The 12912-nt window shown below is 47.4% G+C and carries 12 protein-coding genes; all 12 read right to left on the bottom strand.

Annotated features, from left to right (window positions below; translation table 11 throughout):
- Window positions 1-4 precede the first annotated feature (4 nt).
- The 12 genes from ftsY to QMA13_RS12725 all read right to left on the bottom strand — a co-directional run bounded on the left by ftsY (window position 5) and on the right by QMA13_RS12725 (window position 12809).
- Window positions 5-1012, bottom strand: a complete 1008-nt coding sequence (gene ftsY, locus QMA13_RS12780; RefSeq protein WP_282941764.1) for a signal recognition particle-docking protein FtsY — start codon at window positions 1010-1012, stop codon at window positions 5-7.
- A 69-nt stretch (window positions 1013-1081) separates the two neighbouring features.
- Window positions 1082-4654 (bottom strand): chromosome segregation protein SMC, encoded by a 3573-nt coding sequence (gene smc / locus QMA13_RS12775; protein ID WP_282941763.1) that lies wholly within the window; start codon window positions 4652-4654, stop codon window positions 1082-1084.
- Window positions 4655-4882: 228 nt separating this feature from the next.
- On the bottom strand, window positions 4883-5581 hold the full coding sequence (rnc, locus tag QMA13_RS12770) for a ribonuclease III (protein ID WP_282941761.1): 699 nt from the start codon (window positions 5579-5581) through the stop codon (window positions 4883-4885).
- A gap of 66 nt (window positions 5582-5647) precedes the next feature.
- Window positions 5648-6883, bottom strand: coding sequence for a beta-ketoacyl-ACP synthase II (fabF, locus tag QMA13_RS12765; RefSeq protein ID WP_282941760.1), 1236 nt, complete (start codon window positions 6881-6883; stop codon window positions 5648-5650).
- A 133-nt stretch (window positions 6884-7016) separates the two neighbouring features.
- Entirely contained in the window at window positions 7017-7250 is a 234-nt protein-coding gene (acpP, locus tag QMA13_RS12760) for an acyl carrier protein (protein WP_028550390.1), read from the bottom strand.
- A 126-nt stretch (window positions 7251-7376) separates the two neighbouring features.
- The gene (gene fabG, locus QMA13_RS12755) at window positions 7377-8117 is read right to left on the bottom strand and encodes a 3-oxoacyl-[acyl-carrier-protein] reductase (protein ID WP_282941759.1); all 741 of its coding nucleotides are present in this window, start codon (window positions 8115-8117) and stop codon (window positions 7377-7379) included.
- Window positions 8118-8182: 65 nt separating this feature from the next.
- On the bottom strand, window positions 8183-9109 hold the full coding sequence (fabD, locus tag QMA13_RS12750; RefSeq protein ID WP_282941757.1) for an ACP S-malonyltransferase: 927 nt from the start codon (window positions 9107-9109) through the stop codon (window positions 8183-8185).
- A 73-nt stretch (window positions 9110-9182) separates the two neighbouring features.
- Window positions 9183-10169, bottom strand: a complete 987-nt coding sequence (locus QMA13_RS12745) for a beta-ketoacyl-ACP synthase III (RefSeq protein ID WP_282941755.1) — start codon at window positions 10167-10169, stop codon at window positions 9183-9185.
- A 3-nt stretch (window positions 10170-10172) separates the two neighbouring features.
- On the bottom strand, window positions 10173-11171 hold the full coding sequence (plsX, locus tag QMA13_RS12740) for a phosphate acyltransferase PlsX (protein ID WP_282941753.1): 999 nt from the start codon (window positions 11169-11171) through the stop codon (window positions 10173-10175).
- On the bottom strand, window positions 11155-11781 hold the full coding sequence (fapR, locus tag QMA13_RS12735) for a transcription factor FapR (protein WP_282941751.1): 627 nt from the start codon (window positions 11779-11781) through the stop codon (window positions 11155-11157). Before fapR ends, plsX begins: the two co-directional genes overlap by 17 nt.
- Window positions 11782-12086: 305 nt before the next feature.
- Window positions 12087-12260, bottom strand: a complete 174-nt coding sequence (gene rpmF, locus QMA13_RS12730) for a 50S ribosomal protein L32 (protein ID WP_028550384.1) — start codon at window positions 12258-12260, stop codon at window positions 12087-12089.
- 39 nt (window positions 12261-12299) lie between these two features.
- Complete coding sequence (locus QMA13_RS12725) at window positions 12300-12809, bottom strand: YceD family protein (protein ID WP_282941748.1); 510 nt, start codon at window positions 12807-12809, stop codon at window positions 12300-12302.
- Window positions 12810-12912: the final 103 nt, after the last annotated feature.

The raw sequence follows: 12912 nt of genomic DNA, 5'->3' as shown, positions 1-12912 counted from the left end.
CAAACTATGGTTTTGCCGGCTCATCCTGTTGTTTTTCTCCTTCAGGAATCCAGCGGCTGAACAAAGCATGAACAAATTGATCGGAGTCAAACGGCTGCAAATCGTCCATTTTTTCACCAAGTCCTACGAACTTCACAGGTAGATTCAGCTCCTGACGAATCGCAACGACGATTCCGCCTTTTGCTGTACTATCGAGCTTAGTCAAAACCAACCCAGTAAGGCCTGTCTTCTCATCAAAAAGCTTCGCCTGACTCAATGCATTTTGACCCGTCGTAGCGTCGAGCACAAGGAGCACCTCATGCGGAGCTTCAGGAACCTCACGTCGAATAACGCGGTATATTTTATTCAGCTCGTCCATCAGGTTCACTTTGTTTTGCAATCGTCCGGCTGTATCGCACAGCAGAACGTCCACACCGCGGTTTTTGGCTGCGTGAAGCGCATCGAACATGACGGCTGCGGGATCTGATCCCGCTTGCTGCTTGATAACATCAACACCAACGCGCTGCCCCCATACTTCCAACTGCTCGATTGCCCCTGCACGGAATGTGTCCCCTGCAGCAAGAAGAACTTTTTTGCCCTGCGACTTCAAATGATGAGCCAGCTTACCGATGGTTGTCGTCTTGCCCACCCCGTTCACACCTACGAATAAGATGACGGTAAGTCCCGAATCCGCCATTTTCAGAGAAGCGTTCTCTTCACCCTTCAGCAGTTGAATAATCATTTCAGTCAAAATAGGCTGCAGCTCGCTCGGCTCCTCGATTTTCCGTTTGCGAACTTCCGCACGAAGATCCTCGACCAGCTTCATCACCGTGTTGACCCCTACGTCAGCACCGATCAGAATTTCTTCCAGCTCCTCATAGAAGTCTTCGTCGATCTTTTTGCGCCTGCTGAACAAATCTTCTACCCGCTCAACCAATACGTCACGTGTTTTGGATAAGCCTTCTTTAAATTTATTCGTAACCGCTTCGGCTTTGGTGGAAATACTTTCTTTTAATCGTTTAAAAAAACTCATTGGGCGGTAGCCCCTTTCCCTATACTTTTCTCTTTAACCTTTTCAGAACATGCATAATCAAGGACGGGTTTAGCTGGCTATGATTGCTTCATCCTCTTCCAGTCGGACGGAGACAAGCTTGGACACGCCGCCTTCCTCCATTGTCACACCGTACAGCACATCCGCTTCTTCCATTGTACCTTTACGGTGGGTTACAACAATAAATTGGGTTTGCTCAGAAAACTCACGCAAATATTCTGCAAAACGCGAAACGTTCGCCTCGTCCAAAGCTGCCTCAACCTCATCAAGCACACAGAACGGCACCGGCTTCACGCGGATGATCGAGAATAAAAGAGCAATAGCTGTGAGTGCTCTTTCCCCCCCTGACAGCAGCTGCAGATTTTGCAGCTTCTTTCCTGGTGGCTGTGCGACAATTTCAATGCCCGTATCGAGCAGGTTGTCCGGCTCGGATAAAATCAGATCAGCACGGCCTCCGCCAAACAATTTGGCAAACACGACAACAAAATGCGAACGGATGGCATCGAAGGTAGTCCGGAACCTTTTCGACATCTCCTCATCCATTTCTCGGATGACTTGATACAATGTTGTTTTGGCTTCCACCAAATCATTCTTCTGCTCGCTTAAAAACTGGAATCGCTCATTCACTCTAGCAAACTCTTCAACGGCTCCCAGGTTAACCTCTCCGAGCACGGCAATATCGCGTTTAAGCTCTCGCACCTGGTTTTGGGCACCAAGCACGTCCTCAGGAACTGGATAGCGCTCTTTAGCTAATTCATAGCTAAGCTCGTAATCATCAGCCAGCTTCTTCAGCAGATTTTCAAGCTCAACATCAAGACGATTCACACGAACTTCCGCCTGGTGCAGATGCTCTTCCGTCTGGCGCAGCTGGTTGCGTTCTTCCCTTGTCTTGTTCTCCTCTTGCTCCAGCTTGGCCTGCCATTGCGCACGTTCAGCACGCTTTAGCTCCAGCTGCTCGGTACAATCCTGCTTCTTCAGTTTGATACTGTTCAACAGCTCGATTTGGGTAACCGATTCTTGCTCATGATTGGCCATGTCCTGATCCAACTGCACAACCAATCTTCGATTCAGATCCAGTTCATTATGTAATTGCGTCAACTCCGAAAGACTACGCCGCTCCTGATCTAATAAAGATTGCTTTTCTTGGGATTGAGAGGCGACCTTGACTTTCAAATCAGTCAATTGAGTTTGAAGCTCCTCCTTGGCAAGTTCACCTGCTTTACGCGCAAGCTCTGCTTCGCGAATAGCCTGCTGGATAACGGATTCCTCCTGAGTTAATCTCTCAAGATTTTTCAAAGCAACAGCTTGACGATCCGTCAGCTCCTTGCGTTCGGTATCCATTGCATCACCATCTTCGCTGTAAAGTGCCAACTGTTCAGCAACCTGCTTCGCCTCCTGCTCCATGGGCTGAAGTCCAGCACGGATTTGCTGCTCTTCAATACGAAGAGTTTCTCCCTCTTGACGCAGTTCCTCCAATAAAACAGAATCTGAACCAATCTCCTTGCGAACTTGTTCGGCCTTCATTCGAAGCTGTTTGAGCTGTTCTTCAGAAACATTAATTTCTTTATCCATTTCTTCAATTTGCCGCTGGCGACTCAGAAGGCTAGATGTTTTCTTCTGCTGACTTCCGCCCGTCATCGAACCCCCAGGGTTTACGACATCACCTTCAAGCGTTACAACCCGATAGCGGTATTGGATCTTCGCTGCAATCCGGTTGGCAATCTCTAACTGGCTGGCAATGATCACATTGCCAAGCAAGCTGCCGACAATTTGGCGGTAAGTGTCATCAAATTGAACCAAATCGACACCAATGCCGACGAAACCTTCCATCCCTTCTATCGCTCTTCTTTCCGAATCTGGAATCGAGCGACCGCGAATAACATCCAATGGCAAGAAGGTAGCTCGTCCCAATTGTCGACGTTTCAAGAATGCAATTGCCTCGCGCCCATTAGCTTCACTATCGACAACTACGTGCTGTAGCGCTCCTCCTAATGCCGTTTCAACGGCAATCTCTACATCGGCGGGAACTTTAACCAGCTCGGCTACAGCACCGCGTATTCCGCGCAGATCCTGACGATCCTTTGCCTTGAGGACTTCCTTTACCCCATGCATAAACCCGTCATAATCATTTGCCATTTCACGCATAGTATCACGACGTGAGATCATCGCATCCAGCTTTTGTTCCCACTTGCGAACGGTTGACTGCGATTCCTCGGACAAGATTTGCTTCGACTTTAAACCTTGACTCAGCTCCAGATACCGATTGCGAGCATCCTCAATTTTCCCTAGCACTGTGGACAAACGCTCTTCAAGACCGCGTTTACGCTCAGTTATGCTATCTTGCTGGTCCTTCCACTTACGATGCTCGTCACCTAGTCGGTCAAGCCTCTTGGACAACCCCTCGAGCTGCTGCTCTGCATATCGGACCTCGTTGCGGGCATTAGCCATCTGATTCAACGTTTCCAATAGCTCGCCCTTCAACCGGTCTTCTTCAGCGCTGCTGATTCCACCTGCGACACCAAGCAGCCGGTCCTCCTCAGCCTTAAGCTTTGTTTGAAATTGAAGCAAATCAGCAGATATGGCCGCAAGCTTCTCCCTTAAGGCAGAAAGTTCCGCCTCCTTCTCGGTCGAACGGGCTTCTTGCTGCGTCACATTCTGACTGAGCTGGGCTTGATTGGATGCGTAGTTTTTTTTACGCTCCTTAAGAACCTCTCCTTGACCTTCGCACTTCTCGAAATCTTCACTAAGTTGCAATAGCTGAGCCTGAAGCCGTTCAATATCTTCCTCCAGCCTGCGGGTCTCCCACCGATGTTTCTCTAAGTGGGCATCGTGCTGCCCAACGATCGTCGAGAACTCCAGCTGTTCTTGCTTCAGCTTGTCCAGCTTTGTATTTGTCTCTGTCCATGAATTGTATATTTGCTCAATTTGATAGACATACATCGCTATTTCATTCTTCTTCAGTTGCTCTCTCAGTTCTTTGAAGCGGATCGCTTTTTCAGACTGAATCCGCAGTGGCTCAATTTGATCCTCAAGCTCAACAACCAAATCATGAATACGAAGCAGGTTTTGCTCCGTTTCCTGAAGCTTCTTTTCCGTCTCGCGTTTTCTTGATTTATATTTTACGATCCCAGAGGCCTCTTCAAATATGCCGCGGCGATCCTCCGATTTCGTGCTTAAAATCTCTTCGATTCGTCCTTGACCAATGATCGAATAGGCTTCTTTTCCGATCCCGGTATCCATAAACAACTCCGTGATGTCCTTTAAACGACATGCCTGTTTATTAATAAGATATTCGCTGTCCCCACTGCGATGTACGCGCCGGGTCACAGTCACTTCATTAAAATCAAGCGATAGCGATTGATCCGTATTATCCAGGGTGAGCGATACTTCACCATAGTTGACCGCCTTACGAGCGTCACTTCCGGCAAAAATAATATCCTCCATTTTTCCACCACGTAAGCTGCGGGCGCTTTGCTCTCCCAGCACCCAACGAATGCCGTCGGAAATGTTGCTTTTACCACTGCCGTTCGGACCGACTACGGCTGTAATTCCTTGTACGAATTCGAGCTCAGTTCGATCGGCGAACGATTTAAAACCGGAAAGCTCAATACGCTTTAAAAACATCGTCTCACCTCAACGCTATTGTACCACACATTCCCTGTTCGTAGAATAAACTCCCTAGTGAATCTAATCCTTGCTCCATTTGGACTTAACAAGAGTAAGCCAGGACTTATCCATGAGGAAAACGACCTGGTTCGTGGTCTTTCGAAATGTCCTTTAACTAGCAAACAGAAAATGCAGCAGCGGCAACCCTTAAGCTGCCACTGCTGCATCCCTCTTGCTCTGTTGCGTTTATTGAATATGGACTTTCAACGCTTCTAACGCTTGGGCAGCTGCATGCTGTTCGGCTTCTTTCTTCGAACGGCCGGAGCCTTGCCCCAAAAGCGAATCGCTCACATGTACCTGTGCTACAAACTCCCGTTCATGTGCAGGTCCGCGCTCATCAACAATTCGGTACTCAAGTACCCCCATGTTGTGCTGCTGCGTATATTCCTGCAAATGGGTTTTGAAATCAACCGTAAGCAGTTTACCTTGATGCGGCAGATTCGGGAATACATGCTTCCTGAGGAAGGCTGTAACTACCTGAAGACCTTGATCTAAGTACAAAGCACCGATGAATGACTCAAATACATCAGCAAGAAGTGCTGGCCTTGTTCTGCCACCAGTCAGCTCCTCACCTTTTCCCAGCAGCACATAAGAACCGAATTCCAGTTCTTCGGCAAATCCGACTAAAGATGGCTCGCATACGATCGAAGCTCTTAACTTAGTCAATTCTCCTTCGGAACGCTCCGGGTAAGTATCGAATAAATATTCGGATACCGTGAGTTCCAGGACTGCATCACCCAAAAATTCCAACCGCTCATTATCCTTGTAATTACCGACTCGATGTTCGTTTACATAGGAAGAGTGGGTAAACGCCTGCCTTAATAGCTCGGGTTTGCGAAACGTAATATTTAACGCCGCCTGAAGCTGCTTCAGGTTTCGATGCATGCCTTCACCACCTAATCGGACATTCCCGTTCATTAGTTTCATCACGCGTCGCGCGGCGGGGTGATATTATTGCTCGAACTTTTTCAGAATAATGGTGGCATTGTGGCCGCCAAAACCGAATGAGTTCGACATTGCAACCTTCACATTCGCTTGACGCGGTGTATTCGGTACATAATCCAGATCACATTCAGGATCTTGGTTGTCCAAATTAATTGTCGGAGGAATAAACCCGTTTTTCAAGGTTAATCCGCAGATCAGTGCTTCAACACCGCCTGCTGCGCCCAATAAATGCCCTGTCATCGATTTGGTAGAGCTGACAGCCACTTTGTATGCGTGATCACCCAGCGCCTTCTTGATAGCCGTCGTTTCAGAACGGTCACCGACTGGTGTGGATGTACCATGCGCATTAATGTAATCAATTTCTTCTGGGGCAATACCAGCATCTTTAATGGCTTTTGCCATGCAGCGGGCAGCTCCATCCGGATCAGGATCGGTCATATGATAAGCGTCGCCGCTCATACCATAACCAATAACCTCTCCATAGATTTTGGCGCCGCGCTTTTGTGCGTGCTCCAAGGATTCGAGAACCAGAATTCCGGATCCTTCACCCATCACGAATCCGTCCCGATCCGTATCGAATGGACGGCTCGCTTTTGCAGGCTCTTCATTGCGGGTTGACATGGCGCGCAGTGCACAGAAGCCTGCTACGCCTGTAGGAGTGATTGTCGCTTCGGCACCACCGCAGATCATTACGTCGGCATCACCGCGCTGAATCATTTTGTAGGAGTCGCCGATAGAATGTGTTCCTGTCGCACAAGCGGTTACCGCTGTACTGTTTGGTCCTTTAGCTCCGGTGATCATTGAGATTTGGCCAGATGCCATATTCGCAATCATCATCGGAATAAAGAATGGACTTACTCGCTTCGGTCCTTTTTCCAACAATATTTTGTGCTGTTCTTCCCATGTCGACAAACCGCCGATACCGGAACCTACGTAGACACCGACACGCTCAGGATCTGTATCTTCCTTAACGTTAAGACCAGCATCTTGCAGCGCGGACAAACTGGCCGCAACGGCAAATTGTACGAAACGATCCATACGACGAGCTTCCTTCTTATCGAAATACTGCTCAGGATTAAAGTCTTTGATCTCAGAAGCAATGCGCGTTGGATATTCGCTCACATCGAACAATTCAATCATACCTACTCCGGATTTACCTTCCATTAGGTTTCCCCAGAATGTTTCAAGATCATGTCCTAAGGAGGTCATGACACCCATACCTGTTATGACAACTCTTTGCATCCTTTAATCCACCTCTATCTAAAATAACAATGTTATGAATTTATTCGTTAAGTGTTGCTTTAATTGTCTGATTTGCCACTAAGTCTGAATGGAGATAAGTCCCGTCTAAATAACATAACGGGACTTATACCAATTAAGTATGAGATTTTATGTACTCAACTACTTGACCTACTGTAGTTATTCTCTCTGCATCTTCATCAGAGATTTCCATATCAAACTCATCTTCCAGTTCCATGACAAGCTCTACAACATCTAGAGAATCAGCGCCTAAATCATCTTTAAAAGATGCTTCGAGGGACACTTCTGCCTCATCAACACCAAGACGATCGATGACGATACGTTTCACGCGATCTAAAACATCGGACATCCGGTTCACCTCCTCCTTTGGTATTATACTTAACTTATGGACAAATTGCCAGAGCAAGCGCAAGTTCCGCAGAAAAAAACAATTTTTGCGAATTTTCACACAATGGCTCGAAAACAATTTTCACCCTTACATATACATGCCGCCATCCACATGAATCGTTTGGCCGGTCATGTAAGAAGCATCATCGGATGCTAGGAAACGTACCGCTTTGGCGATATCCCCCGGCTGTCCAAGACGCGCCAAAGGAATCTGTTGAAGCAGTTGGGAACGGGTATCCTCAGATAATTTATCTGTCATATCCGTCTCGATGAATCCAGGCGCTACCGCGTTAACGGTAATACCTCTGGAGGATAGCTCCTTGGCAGTCGCCTTTGTCATGCCAATAACGCCCGCTTTCGCAGCGACATAATTGGCTTGTCCCGGATTACCAAGCGCCCCGACCACGGAAGAAATATTAATAATACGGCCGTAACGCTGCTTCATCATTGGACGCGTTGCTGCTTTAACGCAGTTGAATACACCCTTCAGATTCGTAGCGATGACCTCATCAAACTCTTCTTCCTTCATACGCATAATCAAATTATCTCTCGTGATACCCGCATTATTCACTAAAATATCCAGTTTGCCGAAGGTTTCCAGGACCTGTTTGAACATGTCCTCAACTTCTTGAGAAGATGCGACATTAGCTTTTATCTTGAAAGCTTTACGCCCCATCCCCTCGATCAAGCTGACAACCTCAGCTGCTGCAGCTTCACTTCCGGCGTAGTTCACTGCGACATCGGCTCCTGCTTCAGCCAGCGTAAGTGCTATAGCTCGACCAATTCCTCTTGACGCACCCGTAACTAATGCTACTTTTCCTGTTAACATCGTACCCCTCCTTTACTACCACATTGATTCATAACATGAAAATTCCATACACCCTAGTTGGATGTTTACAGCTGGAATTGATCCAATGCTTCTTTGCTGTTGATCGAATAGATTTTGAGGGACTTATCGATTTTTTTGATCAAGCCTGCTAATACAGTTCCAGATCCGATCTCCACGAACGTATCCACACCTTGTTCGATCAGCCAAGCAACACTGTCCTCCCATAATACGGAGGAATGCACCTGCTCTACGAGCAGCTCACGGATGGATTCAGGCTCTTGCACGGGACGTGCAGTCACATTAGCAACCACAGGTACCGACGCCGTCTGCATTGGTACGGCAGACAGCACATCCGACAACCGCTCGGAGGCGGGTTTCATTAGAGAAGAGTGGAACGGTCCGCTGACTTCCAGTGGAATAACTCGTTTGGCACCTATCTCTTTGCCACGTTCCACAATCCCCTGTACGCCCTCTTTGCTGCCCGATATAACGATTTGACCAGGGCAGTTCAAGTTAGCAAGCTCAACCACTCCAACCTCGGCTGTCACCGCTTCACAAAGCTGTTGAAGGGCTTGTCTTTCGCCACCGAGTACAGCAGCCATAGCGCCTTGACCGCTAGGTACAGCCTGTTCCATAAACTCGCCGCGAGCACGCACTGTGCGCACTGCGTCTTCAAAGCTCAACACTCCAGCAGCGACTAATGCACTGTACTCTCCCAAGCTGTGTCCAGCCAAAAAGTCCGGCTGCAGCCCTTTTGCTTTAAACAGCTCCAGATAGGCAATGCTTGTCGTGAGCAAAGCAGGCTGGGTATGATATGTAATTTTCAATTCCGCATCCGGCCCTTCAAAAATAAGGGAGGATAACGAATAACCAAGAGCGCTGTCCGCTCTATCAAAGACGGTTTTTGCCGCTGCATCTGATTCATAAATGTCTTTACCCATGCCTACGGCTTGAGCGCCTTGTCCTGGAAATACAAAAGCCACTTTTCCCAACTGTAACAATCTCCTTTCACTGCGCCCCGCCCGAGTGGTTAACAGCCCCAACCGGGCACAACGACACTTTTATTTACCAGACTATAACGGAGGCTCCCCAAGTCAGTCCGCCGCCAAAGCCAACCAATACGATACAATCGCCAACGTTAACTCTTCCTAGCTCCACGGCTTCCGCAAGCGCAATAGGAATGGAAGCTGCCGAAACATTGCCATATTTGTCCAAGTTAATCATACACTTGTCTTCGCTCAAATCCAAGCGGTTTAAAGCCGATTGAATAATCCGGATATTCGCTTGGTGAGGAACCAATAAATCGATGTCCTTTTTCTCCATACCCGCTTTGCGCAGAGCTTCTTCAGCTGCGTTACCCATTATCCGCACCGCAAACTTGAAGACCTCACTGCCCGCCATATATATAAAATGCTGCTTATTTTCAATGGATTGAGGAGATACAGGACAGCGCGATCCGCCGCCGCTAATTCGAAGCAGCTCGCCGCCTGAACCATCCGCGCCTAATTCAAAGGATTTGAACCCGCGACCTTCGGGTACAGCTCCCAATACAACCGCTCCCGCTCCATCGCCGAACAGAATACATGTGTTGCGATCGGTATAATCCGTAATTTTGGATAAGCATTCCGCACCGACAACTAAAGCATATTTATAAGTCCCTAATGCGATAAAATTGGATGCATTGGCCAAGCCGTAAATAAATCCTGAACAAGCCGCAGACAAATCGAACGCCGCTGCTTTCTTAGCACCGAGCTTTTCTTGTAAAATGCATGCCGTAGAAGGAAAAGACATGTCCGGAGTAATCGTAGCTACGATAATTAAGTCGAGCTGTTCAGCACTTATACCGGCAGCATTCAATGCTTTAAGTGAAGCCTCGTATGCCAAGTCGGATGACGCTTGGTCGGCATTAACCAACCTGCGCTCACGAATCCCTGTACGCGTAACGATCCATTCGTCATTAGTCTCAACCATTTGTTCCAATTCTTGATTCGTTAGTACCCGATCAGGTACATATTTTCCTGTTCCGATAATGCCCACCGGTATTGAGCTCATAGGTCACATCTCACTTCCATTACTAATTTCCTTAGAAATACTTGGCACCAGATCATTCTGGATAGCGATACGCGCTTGGCGAACCGCATTTTTGATAGCCATTGCATTGGAAGAACCATGGCTTTTCAATACAAGGCCGTCTATTCCCAGCAAAGGTGCAGCGCCATGCTCGGCATAATCAAACGAACTGCGGAATTTCATCAAGCCCGGTTTAAGAATGACCGCCGCCAATTTTGTCAAAACATTTTTTTTCAACTCCGTTTTTAAAGCGGAGAAGATAGTGGATGCTGCTCCCTCTATGGACTTCAGCATGATGTTGCCGGCAAATCCATCACAAACCAAAACATCACACGGTCCGTTGAGCACTTCTCTGGATTCTACATTCCCTACAAAATGAATAGGAGCTTGTTCCAGTAGCGCATAGGCAGCTTTGGTCAACTCGTTGCCTTTCATGGCTTCCGTACCTACATTGAGCAGTCCAACTCGTGGCTTGGCGATGCCTTCTACCTGTTTGCGGTAGATACTTCCCATAATGGCATACTGCATCAACTCTTCGGCGCTCGAGTCCATATTGGCACCTAAATCTAGTGCAAGCATCCCTTTACCGTCCAACGTAGGAATCATTGGCGCCAGTGCTGGTCTGCTAATACCCTTCATACGTCCAACAACGAGAACTCCCATTGTCATCAGTGCGCCTGTATTGCCTGCAGAAATCATCGCATCGGCTTCTTTTTCACGAACCATCCGGCCTGCTACGACCATCGAAGCGTCTTTTTTACGTCTTACCGCCTTTACTGGCTCATCATCGGATTCAATCTTTTCACTCGCATGACGAACTTCAAGATTAGCAAGTTTGACATTTCCCAGAATTGCTTCTATCCGTGCTGAATCCCCAACTAGAATAACGGTAGTGTCGCTCCATTCACGAGCCGCTTCAATGGCTCCCGCTACTACGACATCGGGGGCATGGTCTCCGCCCATTGCATCAATCGCAATCCGCATCAGGCTCTCCTCCCTCCGATCGATCTCTTGTTGAGTGATATATTATAAAATTGCCTTGGAAAACAACTTCTTCCCCGATGTAAGTAAATACTTCCACCTTGGCCTTGCCTTTGGAGATGGAACGAACGTATGCTTTGGCCACACACTTTTCTCCCAGCTTAACTGAGCGGACAAAACGAATATCAGCCGCTGCCGTTAAAGCAATCTGATCATTGATTAGAGCCACAGCAAGTGAATTCGCTTGAGAGAAAATATGATGTCCACGAGCGATCTTCGTCCTTGAAAAAACGTGTTCTTCTTTGATTTCGAACATGGAAATACCGCTCTTGTCCAGCTGCAGATCGATTACATCACCAATGACCTCATGCAGCGGCAAAGAACGCACTTGATCGTACGATTGCTCGGCCATCAACTTAATCCGTTCACGAAGCTCTGGAATACCGAGCTCCAAGCGGTCCAACCGAATCGTCTGAATACTGACTTGGAAGGTTCGCATCAATTCTTCATCCGTTATAAAAGGGTTTTCCTCAATGGCTCCGGCCAACTGCTGCTGGCGTTGTCGTTTAGGAAGGCGTTCGATGTCCGACACCACCTTTACCTTAGTATACATCCCATGATCATTTATATCTTGAACAGGAATTCTCAAATAATCCCTGTATAAGTATCTTGCTCCTGACTCCAGCGGTTGCGATATGCAGTCCTTGCATTCCTTCTCGCGTGAGCCTGTACTTCCCTATTTCCGATAAAACGTGTGTTATAACCGTCAAACGGATCTTGGTACTCTGAGCTGGATAACACTATATCTTATGACCAAGTAATAAGAGATAGTATAATGGATTGTATGGCAAAAGGGAAGCACAAAAATAGCACTTCACCCTAAAAGATGAAGTGCTACCCTTTTGCTGATATCATCGATTATTGCTTGATGATCTCTCTTTTTTTGTAAGAACCACACACTTTACAAACGCGGTGAGCCAATTTCAATTCACCACAATTGTCACACTTTACCATGCCTGGAACTACTAATTTAAAGTGAGTACGGCGCTTGTCGCGACGTGTCTTGGATGTTCTCCTTTGAGGTACTGCCATATTCCCACCTCCTTCAACTAATTCAAACCTTATTGCTTGTTATTGCTTAAAAAAATCCGCCAGTCCGGCTAGCCTCGGATCCGTCGTGTCCTGCTTGCAGCCGCAAGCCCGCTCATTCCGGTTCTCACCGCAAACAGGGCATAAACCTAAGCACCCTTCCTCGCAAAGCGGTACGTACGGCAAAGCTACCAGTACATTTTCAATCAAGTAGGGCGTCAACTCTATCTTCTCATCCGTAACGAAGATGGTATCCTCTTCCTCGTTAACCGGTTCCGATTCATCTGCAGCGAGAGCAAACGTTTCATGAAAAGGAATTTCTAGCCTTTGCTTCACCGGCTCCAAGCAGCGGGAACATGGTTGTTCCACATCAATCCCCAGATCTCCGGATACCTCAGCCGCTTCGCCGTTATGACGAGCTTGCAGTTTAACCTGCAATGGACCGAAGCTGAGCAAATCAGTGCGATTCTTCAAAACATCGGTCAAATCGATGGCTTCATCAATATGTACCGTTTCTGCTTTCTTCGCCAATTCTTTTAAACGAATGAACATGAGTATCACCCCAAACAAACAAAGATTATTATAGCGATAATCCTTCTATTTTGTCAACATTTTCAGATCATGCTATAGTGAAAACATAAGAAATCATTACCAA

Origin of the sequence: Paenibacillus sp. RC67, from assembly GCF_030020805.1 — a bacterium.
In the GTDB taxonomy this organism is placed as follows: Bacteria; Bacillota; Bacilli; order Paenibacillales; family NBRC-103111; genus Paenibacillus_S.
The sequence above is the reverse complement of the archived record's forward strand: the minus strand, read 5'-3'. Positions and strand labels throughout refer to the sequence as shown.

Bases quoted from the DNA above. Each gene is read 5' to 3' on its own strand.
- QMA13_RS12725 (WP_282941748.1), bottom strand. From the start codon at position 12,809: ATGTTCATTCGTTTAAAAGAATTGGCGAAGAAAGCAGAAACGGTACAT.
- acpP (WP_028550390.1), bottom strand. From the start codon at position 7,250: ATGTCCGATGTTTTAGATCGCGTGAAACGTATCGTCATCGATCGTCTT.
- rpmF (WP_028550384.1), bottom strand. From the start codon at position 12,260: ATGGCAGTACCTCAAAGGAGAACATCCAAGACACGTCGCGACAAGCGC.
- rnc (WP_282941761.1), bottom strand. From the start codon at position 5,581: ATGCATCGAAACCTGAAGCAGCTTCAGGCGGCGTTAAATATTACGTTT.
- fabG (WP_282941759.1), bottom strand. From the start codon at position 8,117: ATGTTAACAGGAAAAGTAGCATTAGTTACGGGTGCGTCAAGAGGAATT.
- fabF (WP_282941760.1), bottom strand. From the start codon at position 6,883: ATGCAAAGAGTTGTCATAACAGGTATGGGTGTCATGACCTCCTTAGGA.
- ftsY (WP_282941764.1), bottom strand. From the start codon at position 1,012: ATGAGTTTTTTTAAACGATTAAAAGAAAGTATTTCCACCAAAGCCGAA.
- plsX (WP_282941753.1), bottom strand. From the start codon at position 11,171: ATGCGGATTGCGATTGATGCAATGGGCGGAGACCATGCCCCCGATGTC.
- fapR (WP_282941751.1), bottom strand. From the start codon at position 11,781: ATGTATACTAAGGTAAAGGTGGTGTCGGACATCGAACGCCTTCCTAAA.
- smc (WP_282941763.1), bottom strand. From the start codon at position 4,654: ATGTTTTTAAAGCGTATTGAGCTTTCCGGTTTTAAATCGTTCGCCGAT.
- QMA13_RS12745 (WP_282941755.1), bottom strand. From the start codon at position 10,169: ATGAGCTCAATACCGGTGGGCATTATCGGAACAGGAAAATATGTACCT.